This is a genomic window from Paenibacillus sp. UNC217MF (assembly GCF_000686865.1).
GTDB classification, from domain to species: domain Bacteria; phylum Bacillota; class Bacilli; order Paenibacillales; family Paenibacillaceae; genus Paenibacillus_B; species Paenibacillus_B suaedae.
On sequence record NZ_JMLT01000008.1, the window covers coordinates 419,339 to 436,431 of the forward strand.

The window sequence follows — 17,093 nt, forward strand, 5'->3', positions numbered from 1 at the left end:
TTAACTCTGTCATTCTAGTCAGCTCTCCCCTGATGATGCAATGTCGCTCCCCCAGAAGGGAGTTCGATTGCCACTCTTACAATGTGTAATCGCTTCCCGAACAGGATACGGGAGTAGATTATGCTTGTCCATTTCATTGACATGAATCCAATAAAATTCTAAATGTTGTTCCTTCGATTCCGGGTTCCTAGAATGTTCAATGCCCTGCGCATCTGCAATAAATAAATGATTGATTTCCTGATGATAAACATTGTTGTCTTCATAACCCGCTTCAACCGCACCAATATACTGCTTCACTTCACACTGTAGGCCCATCTCTTCGAATATTTCACGAGACAGTGACTCCTGCATTCCTTCACGAAATTCAACATGTCCACCAGGCAGGAACGTATTGTCCATCCCAATACAATGTGCCACTAGCAGGTATTCCCCTGATAACATAATGCCTCTGGCTAACACGTGATATTTTTGTCGCATCTCACACTGCATTCCAAGCTCATTCCTCTCCGATACCGCTCTTTTGCTACCTTCATGCAATTATGCACGCAAGAATCTTTCCATTGATAGCTCAATTACGAATGATCCGTATGTGCCTAAATATTTACAAGCTTCCCGAAAGGATCTCGCACATAGAAGCGCCTCACTCCCCAAGGCTCATCTGCAGGCCCATATTCAATCGGGAATCCAGCACGCTCCATATTCATCAGAACAACATCAACATCCTCCACCTCTATTGACACATCCGGAACAGGCGTGTCCGAACCTCCTTGCGAAGCAATGCTTATCTGGATACTCATTTGGTCGTTAGAACCATAAGTAGCGATCCAGCCATGATCCATCATGAGATCAAGCCCCAAAATTTCCTCGTAGAAACGCTTGGCTTCCGATAGATTCGACGCGGCTATATCTATATTGGCAACGATTCGTTTAACCGTCACAGGTACCTCCATCATAAGAAATCAGATCTTATCCTCTGCATTCGCCTTAGACAACTTCCTTTCTCAAGTGTACTTTACCTACAAAAGGAAGTATATACTCTCATTTCGATGAAGCGATGATAATCATGCATCGAAATTTTGGACTGTTTTGTCAATTAACCTTTTTGGGGTTTAGCAAAAAAACAAGCCTGAGCGCATTGCTCGGGCTTGTCGGAATTTTATTGATTCTACTGTTTAAAATTTCTTTTTGCCCCAACGACCTAATTAGATTTGCGAAACGTTGAACTCTTTCAATTACTATGCCAAAAGTGCGCGTATCTTTTTCCTTTTTGCAGTAGAAACATCGCCGTTTGAAGCGCCGACACTAAGCAAGACTGGTGAATTATATTCTTCGGAGAAGAAATCCTCTGCTTTTAATTCCACCAATACCTCCGTACAAAGATCAAGCAACTTATCGCGGAAACGTTTCATTTTGCCATCTGATCCCAAAGCCGCACTATACATGGCAAGTTCGTTGCATATTGGCTCGAACAAATCGAGCGTAAAATCTGTGCCTTCATAACGCCATTCGTTAGTGGCGTAAGCAAAATAATCCTTATCTGAGGGATCTTCAGCCACAAGTTTTTCGAAATGTGCTTTTGTATTTGCCACGTCCGCTACCATAGAGCCTTCATCATCAACGTACAGGCCAAAAGAGATGATTACTTCATGTCCATGCGCTTTTATTATTTCGCGGAATGATTTTTGTGCGGCTTGTTTCAATGGTGCTTTTAATGCTGCAAAGTCAAAAGCGGGCAGTTTGGGCATAACGATAAGGTCTTTGATAAATGCATCAAAAGTAGGAGCAACGGTTGTCACTTCCCAATAATATGTTTCGTTTATATTCCGCCAGTCCTCTATTCCGTCGACAGGTTCGCCGTTTTTGCCACGTCGAACTTTTCGAGTTATGAAAGCTATAGACGGCTCCCCGCTTGTCCCACACTCCAAATAGTTTAAAACAAAGAAATCATAATAAGGTGCACCCAAGATGCCGCCAATTTCCAATAGATTTGGAATGTCATAGAAGCGTTGGGGCATATCACGCGCCTTGTGTCCGGCATAGTGCGTTGGAAGACTTTCATCTCCAGGACGGTGACCGATTGCATTAATATAATCAATTTTTACATGCCGAATCGCAATGCCGGATGCATTATGAATAGGAAAGCCATTGCGTTTAAGTAATCCACCATTTTGCGATGTGGACACTAACTCAATGTAAGAAGCGGGCAGTTTAACGCCAAGCCGTTGCTCCAACGCTGTTAATTCCTCATCGGATGGCAGTGGCAGGATAAAATAGGCTGATCCTTCCCTCTTCCATAAGTTTTTAAAATCAGCTTCAGTAAAATAACTCATCTAGGTACCCCTTTTCACATGCATTCTTTGCGTTCACCCAAAACATCCAAAACATCCAAAACAAGGCGTAACACAAACGTCGCCACGCAAAATATAATTATTGCCGTTCGCTAAAATTGATCTCCCTACGCCATATTGCTTATTAGGTGATTGTAAATATATGCCCTTACTACTGATCCAGTTCCTTACACGTCCCGTTCACTTCATCCCAAAATGCATTATTCAAATCAATTTCTAAAGACAGTTCACTTAAATCAAAGGGATCCTCTAAATCTTTACTTTTGAGTACTCTCAATTTCTGTTCAAATTGTTCTAGCGTATCTGCAATTTTAATTGGAACCCACTTTCCCGTTCCGTGATATGAATAGTAGACAGGAAAGCCAATATCTTTTTGAGTAAAGTCAATATAAAAGGGATCGTCCATCGTGTTCACCGCAAAAACATACCAGCCCTCTTGCCAATCGCCGTTTTTATCTGAAACGAAAAATTCCCCTGAGAGAGAGTTAAAGCGATAGCCTTCCTGCATTTTATTAAAATCATTTATGTCTGCGTAATATGCTGGAAGCATTCCTATATAATCAAAGCAGATATCAAGATTTATAAAATCTACTAGTTGCTTCGGCAATTCTGGAATCTGTTTGGCTTCCTCGGGGATCCGAGCTTCAACGGATATCACTTCCTCCCTATCATCCCTTTCGATGATTTGAAGGATCTCTGGGTTCTTTAGTCGCTTTACTAAATAGTCGGCTGTACCAAAATACACCTTTTCCATAAGCGTATATGGCAATGACTTAGATTGTTGGTATAATTGTGTTGCATTCGTGGTGAGTTGTAAGGCTTCTCTAAGATGTATCAAGCCCTTCAAGCCATCAGGTGGCAACTTAACAAGCACGATATCAACCCATACACGGTTAGTCCTATCCTTCATCCTCTAAAACCTCCTGTCTGTATTGCAAATACGGTAGCATACCCACCTACTAAAATCTACATCTAGACTGTCTGTCAATGTTTTTATATCTGTTGAAAGCCTTATTTATATTCAATTTTTGATTTTTGAGTGCATACAACCGATTGAACTTTTTGGAGTAATCTGGTGTAATTAATGAAGTTGAATGTTGATAGAAATCGTTGAGAAATTATATAGTGCGAGGATTTAAAAGTATGTTAATTTTAAAACCTGTAATGCCCGAATTCAAAATCTCCACCACTGACCTAAAGGTAGTTTATACAGAATCAGATGGCGTAAAAGTTGAAGTTGGTGCTATACCATTGAAGAATCCGCAAAGCATAGATTGGGACAAGTGTGTGAATATTGAAATTTGTTTCCCACTAGTGGCAGAAGCTAAATGCGTAACTGTACCTTTCTATGAGAATCATTATAATGGTTATCATATTGATGTCCCTGATCAAGAAAAATTTCATCATTTAGGTTTTTATGAAGTGGTTAATTCTACATACCTGCAGGAAAACGTTAAAAAATATGACCCTAAAAATAGGCTTGGTCTAAGGCATTATATGATTACAGGATATGATGGCTATGTTGAATTAATAGCTTCAACGTTTTCGGTCAATGAATAACTGCTGTAGATTCTTACACGAGTGGAGTTGTTGAGATGTTTAAGCTTAAGGACATTGGAACCGATACGTCGCTTCCTGATCTTGTCAGACACATCAATGAAGGCAATCTATCAGAGCTGCGCGATGCCATTGCACAGGGCTGGGATATGGAACAAGAGATTAGAATAAGCCAATATACGACTGTGATCCCGATAGAAGCAGCCTTAATCGCGGGACAATTCGAGGTAATTAAATTGCTTATCGAGCACGGTGTGAATTTAAATCATAAGAAGGAACCGTCCTTCCTGCTCGCTGTTCGCTATTGCGAAGAGGAGATCATAAGATACATCGTAGCGCATGGAGCCAAGATCGATGCCCTAGATCAGCTTAAGTCCAATGCCTATCAACAAGCTTATTACGGGAAGAAACACAACCTCCCGCTTATCCATGAGCTTGGCTTGGATGCAGCCAGTTATGGCGGCTATACACTACGTAAAGCCGTTAACGATCGGGATTGGCGTACAATTGAATTTATGCTTCAGCATGGAGTGGATATCAATTTCAATAAGCCGGATATGGTCTTCCCTTATTGTGCTACCCCCTTAACCACTGCCGCACGAAATGGCGATATGAAGATGGTTCAATACTTAGTTGAACATGGAGCGGACGTGTGTATATGTGAAAAAGGCGGTGATCGTGCCTATACGATTGCTGTGCAAAATAAAGATAGCGCGATGGCCGAGTTTTTGAAGTCATTGGAACCTGCAGAATTCCATAACTATGAAAATAAAAAATTGGCACTGAAGAACTATAAACTGCCGCAAGGACTGATTGATTTTCTATTAGGTGACAAGCTGCGGATTGACTTGCCTGACAATGAGTACGAGATCGGCTACATCGAGTTCTTCCATTACACGGATACTGTTGAAATGAAGGCAGGAAGGAAGAAATTGCTGCGTCTCTCCGCAGTCGTTGATAATTATTCTTCGATTCTCCTAGTCTGGAATCCAAAGAAGAAATGCATCGGTTACTATGATGAAGAACATCAGGAATACGGAGACGTATGCAGCTTCGAGGATTTCCTTGCACAACCAGAGATCTATATGACCAAGATTGTTGAGGGAGATTTGGTGACATAAAACAGTAGTTCTAATTTTGTGTCATACATATGATTTTATGAGAATCAGGTTAGTAAGCTCTCGAAATATCGAGAGCTTCTTTATTGTATATCTAGTTGATCCTAACCTTCTGACACCGTTTTTCACTACATTTTCTCGATCATATTGCACACCATATTGCCAAACGTTTTAATATCCTCTAAATAGTCATAACTTGCAGGGTTTCCACCCTGTTGATTGTACATTCTTACTGCCACCGTTTGATATTTCGGAATGACAAGGCAAGCGCAGCCAGTTATGCCAAGCGATTGAAACGAACCTCCCGGAAGCTGATCCCCCAGCTCAGATGCAGCGCGCGGAATATCCTGAACAAACCAGAAGAAACCGTTCCTCGGCAAATGCGTCTCTAATTGAGGCGGAGTACATATGGATGTAGCCAGTTCGAAGACTTCTGTTGGAATGATTCTTGTTCCCTCGTACATGCCCTTATCTAAATGAAGCTGTCCCCATCTCGCCAACTCACGTGCACTTACAAATAAATCCCCATCATTCCCCTGATCATCCGTATATTCTTCATGAAGCCATACCAGATTATCATCTCGTTCTTTGCTCCATCCTGTCTCTGTAAATCCGCACGGGTGGAACACTGTTTCCTCCAATACATGGACAAACGGCTTCTCATACAGTTTCTCCATCAACTTAATAAGTATGTTTACACCCATGTTGTTATAGGCCCAGTCGGTACCGGCAGAAAACAATCTTCGATTCGAATGATGGAGTCCATGCGTATGAGTCAGCAAATGCCGTATCGTCGTCCCGCTCAGCATCGCTGCCATTTGTTGATCTGTGATATCTAAGTAGTCGTCGTCTATGTAGTCCGTGATAGAGTCATCCAAGCTGCGGATTTTTCCTTCATACAATGCTAAGCTGACCACGAACCCTAGATATGTTTTTCTCACCGATGCGACGTTGAAGCGAGACGCTGCATCTACAATGCGTTGCCCTGCTCTGTCATGAGTTCCAGAGTACCATTCGTTAACAACTTCCTGCTCATGAAGGATATAGGTAGCTGCTGCTGTGGCTGAAATCTGATGTTGAATCCGCTCAACATATTCGTTCAATGCTGCGAAATGCTGCGTACATGGCTTATTCATAGGTTACTCTTCCGCCCCCTTCTGCTTCGAATCTTAGCAGATCGTTAACTTCTTATCTAGTTCCCGCAATTATAAACACAGGTATAAACCACCAGTATGGTGCATATAACGTTACACATTCAACTTCACAGCATGAGATCAGCAATCAAGCCTATTTCGAAGACACCTCTTCAGGATTACAAATCGTAATGGACTGAAATAAAGTCATAAATCAGGTATATCTTTACAACAATTGATTTTATAGTATAATATCTTCGAATTATATTTTCACAAGTTGTACACATCTACATGAACATAAAAGGTGGTGGCCACTTCTAACTGCACGGAGTATTTTGTAAGCGCTTCGTTTTTGTACGATGCAGGTATACTCATTGAATGAGAGGGATTGCTGATGGCAAAAAAAACGTTAACCGCCAAGCACACGAAGCATGAACTAACTCCCGAACAATACTCATCAATTGCGAAGTCAGATAACTTCAGAAAGCTGATTCGAACCAAGAAAGCCTTCATTATTCCTTTCACAATCTTCTTCCTTTGCTTCTATTTCGCCTTGCCGATCCTTACATCCTACACGGACATCTTGAATTATTCCTTTTACGGCAGTATTACATGGGCTTGGGTCTTTGCCTTTCTGCAATTTGTTATGACCTGGGCATTTTGTATGATTTATTACAAAAGGGCTTCTAAATTTGATAAAGCCTCCGACCAAATTATTGCTGAGAAAGGGAGGTAGACCATGAATACTGCTGCATTTCTTATGTTTTTGGCCATCGTTGCCTTGACACTCGTGATTACATATTGGGCATCGAAAAAGAGTAAATCTGCAAGCGAATTCTATACAGCTGGAGGCGGCTTAACCGGATGGCAGAACGGGATGGCGATTGCCGGAGACTATATGTCAGCGGCTTCGTTCTTGGGGATTGCGGGATCGATTGCGCTAGCAGGATTTGATGGATTTTTCTACAGCATCGGCTTCCTTGTTGCTTACTTAGTCGTGCTCTTCTTGGTCGCAGAACCTTTACGAAATTTAGGGAAATATACGTTTGCGGATATGATTGCCGCTCGCTTTAAAACGACAAAAATTCGCGGATTCGCAGCGTTTAATACCATTGCCATATCCATCTTCTACATGATTGCACAGCTTGTAGGGGCAGGAGCTTTGATCAAGCTGCTTCTCGGCATTGATTTTGCAACCTCCGTCATCATCGTAGGTGTTCTTATGACCATCTACGTCACTTTTGGCGGAATGCACGCAACGAGTTGGGTACAGATTGTCAAAGCAATTCTGCTTATGGCCGGCACGCTTCTTATCTCGATTCTCGTGCTGTACAAATTCAACTGGAGCCTCACAGGCATGTTTGATCATGTCAAAGATGCGACACCACTCAAAGAGAAATTCCTTAATCCTGGTGTTAAGTATAAAGATGGTCTTGACACACTCTCCTTAACGATGGGCTTAGTTCTTGGAACCGCGGGCCTTCCTCATATTCTTGTCCGCTTCTTTACGGTTAAAAATGCGAAGACAGCTCGCAGCTCGGTTGTATACGCTACTTGGATAATCGGTATTTTCTATGTGATGACGATATTCCTAGGTTTTGGGGCTGCTGCATTTGTTGGAAATGGAGATATTACCGCCGCGGATAAAGCAGGGAACATGGCAGCTCCGCTCCTCGCAAAAGCACTAGGTGGCAATATGCTATTTGCATTTATTTCTGCTGTCGCCTTCGCAACCATTCTCGCCGTTGTAGCAGGACTTGTACTTACCGCTGCTGCAGCCTTCTCCCATGACTTCTACAATCAAATCTTGAGAAAAGGGCAAGCGACAGAGAAGCAGCAGGTCAATATGGCACGTTATGCTTCTATTGGGATATCTGTTATTTCCATTATTCTAGCCTTATTTGCACAAAATCTTAACGTTGCATTCCTCGTATCGCTAGCGTTTGCCGTTGCAGCAAGTGCAAACCTGCCTGTTATTCTATATACGATTTTCTGGAGGCGTTTTAATACGAATGGTGCGATCTGGGCCATGATGGTTGGCCTAATCACCTCCGTGGGGCTCGTTCTCGTCAGTCCGAACGTATTTCATCCTGAAGCTGGAAAGGCGATCTTCGTTGGACACGCGCTATATCCGCTCACGACCCCAGGTATTGTCTCGATTCCGCTCGGCTTCATCGCTGGTTATATCGGAACCATATTGTCGAGTAAAACAGGAAAAGCCGACAATCAAGTCGAATTCGATGAAATTCTCGTACGCTCCAATACGGGAATCGATACCACGATGTGATCCAAAATTAGCAAAAAGCATCCGTTCTGCGGATGCTTTTTTAAGTCTACCTTATCGATACTTACTGATGCATTATTGAAACAAGATCCTGCAGCCACGACGAGATGCCCTCTCTTCATGTAACCCTGAATATACCATTCGTTAAGTTCCTGATGATGAAGTAGCCCCGGGAACCCCTAATCTGAGCGTTTACATCTTATTTGGCTCCCCCTATTATATATCTAAAGGGATTGATAACTGTCGGATAAACAAATATGAAATGGTTCGAGGGAGGAGTTCTATAGCGATGAACGTAATCGTCACGAAATATAATGAAAACTGGAATCGTATGTTCGAGAACGAAGCGCAAAAAATAAAAGCGATATTCGGAGCTGAGTTAATCGACATTCATCATATCGGCAGCACTTCCGTACCCGGGTTACAGGCCAAACCGATTATCGATATGATGCCTGTTGTAAAGGACATCACCAGAATCGATTCTTTTAATGAGCAAATGAAGGAACTCGGTTACGAATGCATGGGCGAGTTCGGCATGAAAGGAAGACGGTATTTCAGAAAGGGCGGAGATCATCGAACCCATCACGTGCATACGTTTCAGTTCGATAACACGGAAGATATTCATCGTCATTTGGCAGTAAGGGATTATTTGCGAATACACTCCGACATTGCATCACGATATGGCAGCTTAAAAGAAAAGCTAGCGCGACAATACCCTGATGACATCGAAGCTTATATGGACGGGAAGGATTCGTTCGTGAAGAACCTTGAAAGAGAAGCAATAGATTGGTATGCCTAAAGCACGTCATAAAGTGGGTTAAAAAGCCTCGGAACTAATCCGGGGCTAACCTATTTCTAGGGATATATTATCCTTTCCCCCTTATAGCCAATGTGGCTGTACTACTGGATTCACGCCGAATAAACCGGTTGTGGGAGAAGAAATAGTGGCAACTGGATCCAAAAAATAGCATTAATTTTACGATTTCACTTCACTTTTTTGTACTTCTGTACGATAATAGTAATGACTCAACTTTTGCAGATGCAGGAATTTACGCCTATGGTGAGTCAAACCGTAATACGTGAATACTTCTTTAGGGAGGTTTTGAATTTATGGGATGAAGGACAGCGCTGAAGACATGATTTTCTCTGAAATGTAACCGCTTACTTTGTTTTGGTAAATTATCATCTAAGAAAGGGAGTTATCATTTATGAAAAAAACATCCATGTTGTTACTCTTGTCAACCGTTTTAATTTTATCTTTAGTGAGTGGCTCAATTGTTTCAGCTAGTCCTTCAACTTCTTTAGCAAATGAATTGACCAAAGGTCAAAAATCTCCTGTAATGATGGCATACTACAGAACATGGCGTGACGTAACTATGCCTCATGATGCAAATTCAACTCTCCCAGACACTAATGTGACAGCGATGACAGATATTCCTGAAGGAGTCGATATCGTTTCTGTCTTCCACTATGTTAACCCAGGTACAAATGAAAAGTTATTTTGGGACACGCTTCGTGATACATATGTGCCTGCCTTACACGAACGTCAAACCAAAGTGATACGCACGATAGATATAAGGGAGCTATATAACGTTCCTAGTATGGGTACAATGCCCACATCCAAAGAATATGATAATCATGCGCAATCTTTAGTTGATAAATACATAACTCCCTACAATTTAGATGGCTTAGACATTGATATGGAGGAAACGTTAACACAAGACAAAGAAACAAAAGCTTCTGGTACTTTTGAAGCTCTGTCTAAACGTTTAGGACCACTGTCGAACAGCGGCAAATTGCTTATCTATGATACAAACAAAGACAATCATAGCCTGTTCAAAAAAGTAGCTCCATTCTGTGACTATTTGTTCCTTCAAGCTTACGGCAGAACCCCTAGTAGACTAGATACTACATGGGCAACTTATAAAAATACGATCTCCCCTGATCAATTTCTTCCGGGAATATCTTTTCAAGAAGAATTAGGTGCCAACTGGGGTGATGCTCAGGAACCATTTGAAACAAGTAGAGCTTACAAATATGCGACTTGGCAGCCGAAAGATGGCCCTAAGGGCGGAATGTTTATCTATGCCATCGATAGAGATGGCAAAGTATACGGAGATAATTCAATTACGAAAACAGACTTTAGCTGGACAAAAAGATTAATTGATGTCATGAGAAGTAACTAAATATCCTTAATTCGGGTGCATGAGATTTCATTCATGCACCCGCTTACGTTCACTTACAGTCACTCCACTGTCCACATTGAAGGCTCCAATTTAGTAATGCCCTTATACAATATCAAAAAAAGAACCCTTCTTAGGCATTACACCTAAAGAAGAGTTCAGAACAATTTATATCATGCCCATATACATAAAATAGAGAGATAGAGTGCCCATAACATTCATTAGATCGATTCCGGAAGCTCTTCCTTCTGCTCCGGTTCGGGTGCCAACTTTTTGGCCAAGAACATAGCGACGATAATCGCTGTAATACCACCGACAAGCTTGCCGACGATCATTGGGAATATCATTTCCTTCGCAACCCCAGCCGTAAAGCCGAGGTGATCGCCGAATACGAATGCGGCAGAGACAGCGAATGCAACGTTGATGACCTTACCGCGCACATCCATATCCTTCATCATGCCGAACATCGGGATGACGTTAGCAAGCGTTGCTACCAAGCCTGCTGCAGCAATCTCGTTCATACCGAGCATTTTGCCCAGCTTCATAAGCGGCTTGTTGAATACCTTCGTAATGACGAATACCATCGCAAAAGCACCAGCCAATACAATGGAGATATCGCCAACGATCTTAATTCCTTCTTCAATCGGTGCAAGTCCCGGAATGATTGTAATATCCGTCAACTGCTGCGTGATACCAGCCGCAAGTCCAAGCGTCGCAACAATGACGATGAACTGACCGAAGATCGTGAAGCCCTTAATCATTCCATTCGGGAATTTCCATAAACCTAAAACAATCAGTACTGCGAACAGGATGATTGGAACTAGGTTGGTCAAAATCATTGAAATCGAGTAACCTGCCACCAATCCCCCGATTAAGCAACCAAGGGGAATGGTAACTATACCAGCCAATACGCCGGTTGCCAAGTACTTCTGGTCTTCCTTCTTAATAATGCCGAGTGCGACTGGAATAATGAATACGATTGTTGGCCCGAGCATGGCACCTAGAATCGTACCCGCGAACAATCCCGCTTCCGGCGTCTGCGCCAATTCCTGTGCGAGTGAGAACCCGCCCATGTCGTTGGCTAACAGCGTCGTGGCAAACATTGCCGGGTCTGCTCCGAGCGCACTGTACAGCGGTACGACCACCGGACTTAGCACCTTGGCCAACACTGGGGACAGAGAGATAATCCCCACCATGGCTAGTGTGAGCGACCCCATTGCCATAATACCCTCATCGAATTGGTGTCCCAATCCGAATTTATACCCGATGCACTTGTCGATCGCACCGAGAATCATGAAGATAACCATGCCGTATATGATGATTTCATTAATCTCCACGAACGTGCTCCTCCATTCTTACCTAAGATCAAAAGCGAGCTTTTTAAACTACCTATCGGAAGTGTTGTTTAAGTTCTTCGGATGGAGAAGGTATCACGGAATAATGAATAATCCGCTTTTGATCCATGGAGGATACGAACACCTTCATCCCCTGCTCGACATCACTCACACTACCCGTGAATACGGCGAGGAACTTGCCGCCGATAGCCATGCCGAGATTCATTTTTTTCACGTGAATGTCACTTTGCTTCAGTGCTTCATTCAGTGCATAAATACCGGAAGACACTGTAGAAGTCTCCACAATTCCAAGCGCATCCACAGGTAGTGAAGCGTTGCTGCGTTTCAGCCCCTCGACGATTTCGGAATGAACACCGTGCAGCTCGAAATCGCTAATACGGAAATCACTTGCTTCCGCTCGGGCTGCTTCCATCGCAGCCTGAACATCTGCCGTGTCTCCGCTCATCATAATGAGGAACTTCCCCGGGCAGATCGGCTTCATATGATGCACGCTGACGGGAGATGTCTTCAGCATGCGGTCAGCCGTCTCATAGCCTTTGCTTATGCTGCGCAGCTCAATCACACCGATTGCACTAGTCATGAGATACCTCGATAGAATCCACAATGCCGACAATAACCGCGTCGACTGGTATGTCTGAGTTCGTGAATGATGCACGGGCTGCGCTTCCCGTTGTCACGAGCACAGTATCACCGATGCCCGCTCCTGCATTATCTGCCGCGACGAAGTAATCACGCTGAACGGGTTCATCATGATTCGATAACGGCTTGACCACCAGGAAGGTCAGACCATTCAGCTTGTTGTCCTTGCGGGTCGCCCACAGGCTTCCCGTAACTTGTCCCACGATCATAGCTTCACCCCGCCGTTATCTTCTGTGCACCTGCATCTTCTGCATGCGCAAGTAGTCTTGCGCGAGCGGTGTAATGATGCTGTGCCGATCAATGACAATTTCTTTTCCGTTATGCAGACGATGCTTCTTCAATTCCGCTTCCGTAATAACCTTGCGATCCAGCACTAGCGCGTGAGACGCTATGTCGCTTACTACGGATTCAACCTGATTATCTTCCTGTGCAGCCACTGGCTTTTGTCCAGCTTGCAGTTTTCCAGAGACATTGCCATTCTCAAGGCAGGCTGCAGGAAGATCCTGCTCTTTTACCAACCGAATGCCGTAAGCACTAAGCTTTGCCGTAAACTCGTCATACATCTTGTACAAGAGTACAGGTGCCGTCGACTTGTATTTGCGATACAGCAATCCTTCTTCGAGTGCGATAACCTCTCGCCCCTTAAGCAGCATCGTCAAGATAAATCGTTCGCGTGGGCCTGCACTTATGCCGTTAGCAAGGTTGGCTAACAGCTGAATGCATAGCTTAGGGATAATTAGTACATCACAATCTCTGAGCGTCTCATCATAATAACGAACATCAACATGCGAGTTCAGTACGCTCTCCAATTCCGGTACCGCTTCCATGGATAGAAGAACCGCTTGCTTTCTCGCTGCAGTCGGTTCTTTCTTGTCCTGTTGCCCTAGTCTTTTGATTACCTCTGCTGCTACGGCTTCAATGATTGCAGCTCGGTCTTGAGCTTCTATGTTCATTTTTTCACACTCCTAAACCTAGATGCTCTGCTTTACAATTATGCCCTTCGTCCCTTTTGCAAAGCCGCATGCATTTGCCTCATCATAGTCGATATGCATGTAAGTCTCATAGTTGGAGCTGACACGTACAAGCACATCGTCGAAAATAAGCGGGCGCTTGCCAAACACTTTCACCTGTACGATCTCGCCATTTTTCACGTTGAACTTCTCAGCATCCTCAGCTTTCACATGAATATGGCGCTGTGCAGCGATGAGTCCTTTTTCCAATCGAATCATGTTACTGCCAGAAGCAATCACGATGCCCGGAGTTCCTTCCAGCTTGCCGCTTTCTTTTACAGGTACAGACACACCAAGCACAACAGAATCTGTCAGTGATACCTCAACTTGAGATTCCTTGCGCTCAGGGCCGAGCACGACTACGTTGTGCAGTGAGCCCTTCGGACCGATCAGTGTAACGCGTTCTTTACAGGCATATTGCCCAGGCTGGGACAACTCCTTCGCCTTCGTCAATTGATAGCCTTCGCCGAACAATGCATCGATCGCTTCCCGGTTCAAATGCACGTGCTTGCCGGATGCTTCCACCTCGAAGCAGGCTTCATTCTGCACACGCTTCACCACTTCGTTAATAATGCTTTCTACCAGTTGGTTATCCACCATTTTCACCTCATTTATCGTAGTGTCCAACACGGATGCGGAACATGATAATCCAGAACAAGGAGGACAAACGGTTCAGCGAACGGATAATATCCTCGCGATCTGCTTCGCCATGCTCCTTCTTGAAGGCCTGATAAGCCAACAGTTCCGTCTCCCTTGTCAATGTGCGCAACGCATTTATGACAACAACCGCTTCGCCCATTTCATAGCTGGGTTGAAAATGTTCCAATCCAAAGTACTTCTTGGGAAAATGAGATTGCTCTCGAAGTTCCTTCGCTGTCATCCCAAGCAAATGAAACTCTTCAATGCTCTCACTCAGTACCTCGCATCGCACGACTCGCCGTACGAATTGCAGGATTTCTTCCAAATCATCGACCAGCTTGGTCATGTTCAACTTGAAGCAGCTAATTTGCGCTTCTAAACATTTTGTTTCTAGTGAATCCAACTTCCCGCGGAAGAGGATCCGTGGATGATCCTTGAATACAAGCATATTTCCATATAAATGGGTCATATGCTCCGGCTTCGTTTCCAAAAAACCGCCATACAGCGTGCGAAACCGCTTCTTGCCTTCTGTCGCAGGTTCGACATCCAGGTTTTTCGTAATCTGCAGTTTAACTTCCTTAGTCGCCGACGGTGCCTCCACCGTGGCCGTATTCGCCCCAAGTTCAGGAGCCGTCACATATCGGAGTTCGATCTGGTGATCGGTCAAGAAGCTCTTGGCCGACGGCGTTAGAATTGTACCTGCCGCCGTCTCATATACGGCAACATCCTTCAAATTCTGGTTTCGAAAATGCTTGCGGAGTTCGCTTTCCGTAATCAGAGCCATGTTCTCACATCCTTCTCGTGCGAATGCGTGTTGTTCAAATCCATCTCGTTAACGCCAATCATCTCGGCTTGAACAAGCCGATTCATCACGATAGATGAGTTGCAGGATGCCGAGCTTAACGCCAGCATCCTGCTTCATCTCTTTCAATAAAACTCGTCCGGAATCTGAATTACTCTACTATTTTTGTCTTAGGCAAGATTGCGTCCACTTCGGAATGTGGTCTTGGAATTACGTGTACGGACAACAATTCGCCAACACGTTCTGCTGCTGCTGCACCTGCATCTGTAGCTGCTTTAACTGCACCTACGTCGCCGCGAACCATTACAGTTACGAGACCTGCACCGATTTGCTCTTTGCCGATCAATGTAACGTTAGCTGCTTTTACCATTGCGTCTGCTGCTTCGATTGCGCCTACCAAACCTTTCGTTTCTACCATTCCCAATGCGTTTGCGTTTGCCATAATAAAATTCCTCCTAGTAGTCAATAAATTAGAATTAATTGTATATAAAGTGTGAGTTACCATTGTTGTGAAACAAATAAATAGGAATCCTCATGAATCTATCAACTTACAGTTTTTCGAGAATACGAGCGACGATCATGCCGATCAGCTCTTCTTTGTCTCCTAAATTAAGGCTTGCCAATTTATCTTGCTGAGCCACAGGCTGCTCCTGCTCCATCAAATCTTCCATCTCGCGAAGTCCATAAGCGACTCTGCGGATATTGAGCAGGTTAAGTGGGCTGATGTTGTCGGATGTCGAGCTGCCGCCAACGGCACCGCATCCCAGCGTAAGCGCCGGTGCAATTGCTGTTGTTGCGCCGATACCGCCAAGTGTACCCGGTGTGTTCACAAGCAAGCGGGATACTGGCTTCTTCAATGCGAACTCGCGAATGATTTCTTCATTTTCGGAGTGAATGACCATCGTGTGGCCTGCACCCTCGCCATGCAGAATCTCGATGCAGCGCTCGCATGCCGCTTCCCAGCTGTCTTCTGTGTAGAAGGCAAGAATCGGAGCCAGCTTCTCGCGAGAGTATGGAACCTTCGGTCCAACTTGTGTCTCTTCTGCGATCAGCACGCGTGCATCTGCTGGAATGCTCAGGTTCGCCAGCTTCGCGATATGTTCCACACTGCGTCCGACGATTTGCGGATTCATAGTGCCATTGGCGCGCATAATGAACTTGCCAAGCTGTGCTGCCTCTTCCTTGCTGAGGAAATAAGCACCTTGCTTTTTAAATTCCGCAATTACCGCATCCTTACTGCATGCTTCCACAACAACGGATTGTTCGGATGCACAGATTGTGCCGTTGTCGAACGTCTTGGAATCCATGATGCGCTTGACTGCAAGCGGGATGTTCGCACTCTTCTCAATGAAGGCAGGGCCGTTGCCCGGACCAACCCCGATTGCCGGCGTACCGGAGGAATAAGCGGCTTTGACCATCGCTGTTCCACCAGTTGCAAGAATCAAGGCAACATCTTTGTGCTTCATCAATTGATCCGTTCCTTGGATCGTCGGAACCGTCATGACGCCGATGGCACCTTCCGGACAACCTGCTTGCACAGCTGCCTCGCTGATGTCCTTCACTGTTTCCAAAATGCTCTTGAGCGCGTTTGGATGTGGAGAGAACACAATGCTGTTTCCGGCTTTAAGCGCAATAAGCGCTTTGTAAATAACCGTTGAAGTCGGGTTCGTGGATGGAATCAGACCCGCAATAACGCCGACTGGAACCGCTACCTCCATCACCTTGTGTGCCTTGTCATCCTTCAACACGCCAACTGTCTTCATGTCCTTGATCGATGCATACACGTGCTTCGAAGCAAATGAGTTCTTGATGATTTTATCCTGCCAACGGCCGAAGCCAGTTTCCTCATTCGCCATCTTCGCGAGCTTCTCGCGATGCTTGTAGCCAGCATCCGCTACTGCCTTGACGATTGCGTTAATCTGCTCCTGCGTCATGACGGCAAGCTTGGCTTGTGCTTCTTTCGCTTTCTTGATCAGATCACGGACTTCTTGAATGGATCGTAGGTCTTTATCCAATGTTTCCATC

General features: G+C 44.5%; 20 protein-coding genes. 6 read left to right on the top strand and 14 right to left on the bottom strand.

From position 1 onward, the window contains the following. Positions 1 to 18: 18 nt before the first annotated feature. The 4 genes from BP95_RS29655 to BP95_RS31790 all read right to left on the bottom strand — a co-directional run bounded on the left by BP95_RS29655 (position 19) and on the right by BP95_RS31790 (position 3,258). Positions 19 to 489, bottom strand: a complete 471-nt coding sequence (locus BP95_RS29655; protein ID WP_051249842.1) for an NUDIX domain-containing protein — start codon at positions 487 to 489, stop codon at positions 19 to 21. Between the two features lie 104 nt (positions 490 to 593). Continuing rightward, positions 594 to 938 (bottom strand): VOC family protein, encoded by a 345-nt coding sequence (locus BP95_RS0105435; RefSeq protein ID WP_028531599.1) that lies wholly within the window; start codon positions 936 to 938, stop codon positions 594 to 596. Positions 939 to 1,235: 297 nt separating this feature from the next. Beyond that, positions 1,236 to 2,330 (bottom strand): DUF4303 domain-containing protein, encoded by a 1,095-nt coding sequence (locus BP95_RS0105440; RefSeq protein ID WP_028531600.1) that lies wholly within the window; start codon positions 2,328 to 2,330, stop codon positions 1,236 to 1,238. Positions 2,331 to 2,499: 169 nt separating this feature from the next. Next, positions 2,500 to 3,258 carry an SMI1/KNR4 family protein gene (locus BP95_RS31790; RefSeq protein ID WP_051613999.1) on the bottom strand — a complete coding sequence of 253 codons (759 nt, stop codon included), beginning with the start codon at positions 3,256 to 3,258 and terminating at the stop codon, positions 2,500 to 2,502. Positions 3,259 to 3,491: 233 nt separating this feature from the next. On the opposite strand from BP95_RS31790, the gene BP95_RS0105450 reads away from it, so the two are divergent. Then, entirely contained in the window at positions 3,492 to 3,908 is a 417-nt protein-coding gene (locus tag BP95_RS0105450) for a hypothetical protein (RefSeq protein ID WP_028531601.1), read from the top strand. 35 nt (positions 3,909 to 3,943) lie between these two features. Further along, a complete protein-coding gene (locus BP95_RS0105455; RefSeq protein WP_028531602.1) occupies positions 3,944 to 5,026 on the top strand; it encodes an ankyrin repeat domain-containing protein in 1,083 nt (360 codons plus the stop codon). Positions 5,027 to 5,151: 125 nt separating this feature from the next. Here BP95_RS0105455 and BP95_RS0105460 read toward each other — a convergent pair whose 3' ends face one another. Continuing rightward, positions 5,152 to 6,159 carry a serine hydrolase domain-containing protein gene (locus tag BP95_RS0105460; protein WP_036666711.1) on the bottom strand — a complete coding sequence of 336 codons (1,008 nt, stop codon included), beginning with the start codon at positions 6,157 to 6,159 and terminating at the stop codon, positions 5,152 to 5,154. A 391-nt stretch (positions 6,160 to 6,550) separates the two neighbouring features. Between BP95_RS0105460 and BP95_RS0105465 the strand changes: the two genes are divergently transcribed. The 4 genes from BP95_RS0105465 (at position 6,551) to BP95_RS0105480 (ending at position 10,626) form a co-directional block, all read left to right on the top strand. Further along, positions 6,551 to 6,892, top strand: coding sequence for a DUF485 domain-containing protein (locus tag BP95_RS0105465; protein WP_028531604.1), 342 nt, complete (start codon positions 6,551 to 6,553; stop codon positions 6,890 to 6,892). Between the two features lie 3 nt (positions 6,893 to 6,895). Next, positions 6,896 to 8,443 carry a solute symporter family protein gene (locus BP95_RS0105470; protein ID WP_028531605.1) on the top strand — a complete coding sequence of 516 codons (1,548 nt, stop codon included), beginning with the start codon at positions 6,896 to 6,898 and terminating at the stop codon, positions 8,441 to 8,443. 286 nt (positions 8,444 to 8,729) lie between these two features. Continuing rightward, positions 8,730 to 9,239, top strand: a complete 510-nt coding sequence (locus BP95_RS0105475) for a GrpB family protein (protein WP_028531606.1) — start codon at positions 8,730 to 8,732, stop codon at positions 9,237 to 9,239. A gap of 409 nt (positions 9,240 to 9,648) precedes the next feature. After that, complete coding sequence (locus BP95_RS0105480; RefSeq protein ID WP_028531607.1) at positions 9,649 to 10,626, top strand: endo-beta-N-acetylglucosaminidase family protein; 978 nt, start codon at positions 9,649 to 9,651, stop codon at positions 10,624 to 10,626. A gap of 218 nt (positions 10,627 to 10,844) precedes the next feature. Here BP95_RS0105480 and eutH read toward each other — a convergent pair whose 3' ends face one another. The 9 genes from eutH to BP95_RS29665 form a co-directional block, all read right to left on the bottom strand. Further along, positions 10,845 to 11,960 (bottom strand): ethanolamine utilization protein EutH, encoded by a 1,116-nt coding sequence (eutH, locus tag BP95_RS0105485; RefSeq protein WP_021252523.1) that lies wholly within the window; start codon positions 11,958 to 11,960, stop codon positions 10,845 to 10,847. Between the two features lie 52 nt (positions 11,961 to 12,012). Continuing rightward, on the bottom strand, positions 12,013 to 12,558 hold the full coding sequence (locus BP95_RS0105490; protein WP_021252524.1) for a BMC domain-containing protein: 546 nt from the start codon (positions 12,556 to 12,558) through the stop codon (positions 12,013 to 12,015). Further along, entirely contained in the window at positions 12,551 to 12,826 is a 276-nt protein-coding gene (locus BP95_RS0105495) for a EutN/CcmL family microcompartment protein (RefSeq protein WP_021252525.1), read from the bottom strand. Before BP95_RS0105495 ends, BP95_RS0105490 begins: the two co-directional genes overlap by 8 nt. Positions 12,827 to 12,841: 15 nt before the next feature. Beyond that, positions 12,842 to 13,570: an ethanolamine utilization protein gene (locus BP95_RS0105500; RefSeq protein WP_028531608.1), complete on the bottom strand. Its 729-nt coding sequence runs from the start codon at positions 13,568 to 13,570 to the stop codon at positions 12,842 to 12,844. An 18-nt stretch (positions 13,571 to 13,588) separates the two neighbouring features. Next, on the bottom strand, positions 13,589 to 14,224 hold the full coding sequence (gene eutD / locus BP95_RS0105505) for an ethanolamine utilization phosphate acetyltransferase EutD (RefSeq protein WP_021252527.1): 636 nt from the start codon (positions 14,222 to 14,224) through the stop codon (positions 13,589 to 13,591). Between the two features lie 10 nt (positions 14,225 to 14,234). Beyond that, on the bottom strand, positions 14,235 to 15,050 hold the full coding sequence (locus BP95_RS0105510; RefSeq protein WP_021252528.1) for an ethanolamine utilization cobalamin adenosyltransferase: 816 nt from the start codon (positions 15,048 to 15,050) through the stop codon (positions 14,235 to 14,237). Next, a complete protein-coding gene (locus BP95_RS32915; RefSeq protein WP_155987197.1) occupies positions 15,041 to 15,178 on the bottom strand; it encodes a hypothetical protein in 138 nt (45 codons plus the stop codon). The genes BP95_RS0105510 and BP95_RS32915 overlap by 10 nt, the downstream gene beginning before the upstream one ends. Positions 15,179 to 15,219: 41 nt before the next feature. Further along, a complete protein-coding gene (locus BP95_RS0105520) occupies positions 15,220 to 15,510 on the bottom strand; it encodes a BMC domain-containing protein (RefSeq protein WP_021252529.1) in 291 nt (96 codons plus the stop codon). A gap of 106 nt (positions 15,511 to 15,616) precedes the next feature. After that, a complete protein-coding gene (locus BP95_RS29665; RefSeq protein WP_021252530.1) occupies positions 15,617 to 17,092 on the bottom strand; it encodes an acetaldehyde dehydrogenase (acetylating) in 1,476 nt (491 codons plus the stop codon). Position 17,093: the final 1 nt, after the last annotated feature.

Coding starts and splice junctions, on each gene's coding strand:
- BP95_RS29655 (WP_051249842.1), bottom strand. CDS start 489: ATGCAGTGTGAGATGCGACAAAAATATCACGTGTTAGCCAGAGGCATT.
- BP95_RS0105440 (WP_028531600.1), bottom strand. CDS start 2,330: ATGAGTTATTTTACTGAAGCTGATTTTAAAAACTTATGGAAGAGGGAA.
- BP95_RS31790 (WP_051613999.1), bottom strand. CDS start 3,258: ATGAAGGATAGGACTAACCGTGTATGGGTTGATATCGTGCTTGTTAAG.
- BP95_RS0105450 (WP_028531601.1), top strand. CDS start 3,492: ATGTTAATTTTAAAACCTGTAATGCCCGAATTCAAAATCTCCACCACT.
- BP95_RS0105455 (WP_028531602.1), top strand. CDS start 3,944: ATGTTTAAGCTTAAGGACATTGGAACCGATACGTCGCTTCCTGATCTT.
- BP95_RS0105460 (WP_036666711.1), bottom strand. CDS start 6,159: ATGAATAAGCCATGTACGCAGCATTTCGCAGCATTGAACGAATATGTT.
- BP95_RS0105465 (WP_028531604.1), top strand. CDS start 6,551: ATGGCAAAAAAAACGTTAACCGCCAAGCACACGAAGCATGAACTAACT.
- BP95_RS0105470 (WP_028531605.1), top strand. CDS start 6,896: ATGAATACTGCTGCATTTCTTATGTTTTTGGCCATCGTTGCCTTGACA.
- BP95_RS0105475 (WP_028531606.1), top strand. CDS start 8,730: ATGAACGTAATCGTCACGAAATATAATGAAAACTGGAATCGTATGTTC.
- BP95_RS0105480 (WP_028531607.1), top strand. CDS start 9,649: ATGAAAAAAACATCCATGTTGTTACTCTTGTCAACCGTTTTAATTTTA.
- BP95_RS0105490 (WP_021252524.1), bottom strand. CDS start 12,558: ATGACTAGTGCAATCGGTGTGATTGAGCTGCGCAGCATAAGCAAAGGC.
- BP95_RS0105495 (WP_021252525.1), bottom strand. CDS start 12,826: ATGATCGTGGGACAAGTTACGGGAAGCCTGTGGGCGACCCGCAAGGAC.
- BP95_RS0105500 (WP_028531608.1), bottom strand. CDS start 13,570: ATGAACATAGAAGCTCAAGACCGAGCTGCAATCATTGAAGCCGTAGCA.
- BP95_RS0105510 (WP_021252528.1), bottom strand. CDS start 15,050: ATGGCTCTGATTACGGAAAGCGAACTCCGCAAGCATTTTCGAAACCAG.
- BP95_RS32915 (WP_155987197.1), bottom strand. CDS start 15,178: ATGCTGGCGTTAAGCTCGGCATCCTGCAACTCATCTATCGTGATGAAT.
- BP95_RS0105520 (WP_021252529.1), bottom strand. CDS start 15,510: ATGGCAAACGCAAACGCATTGGGAATGGTAGAAACGAAAGGTTTGGTA.
- BP95_RS29665 (WP_021252530.1), bottom strand. CDS start 17,092: ATGGAAACATTGGATAAAGACCTACGATCCATTCAAGAAGTCCGTGAT.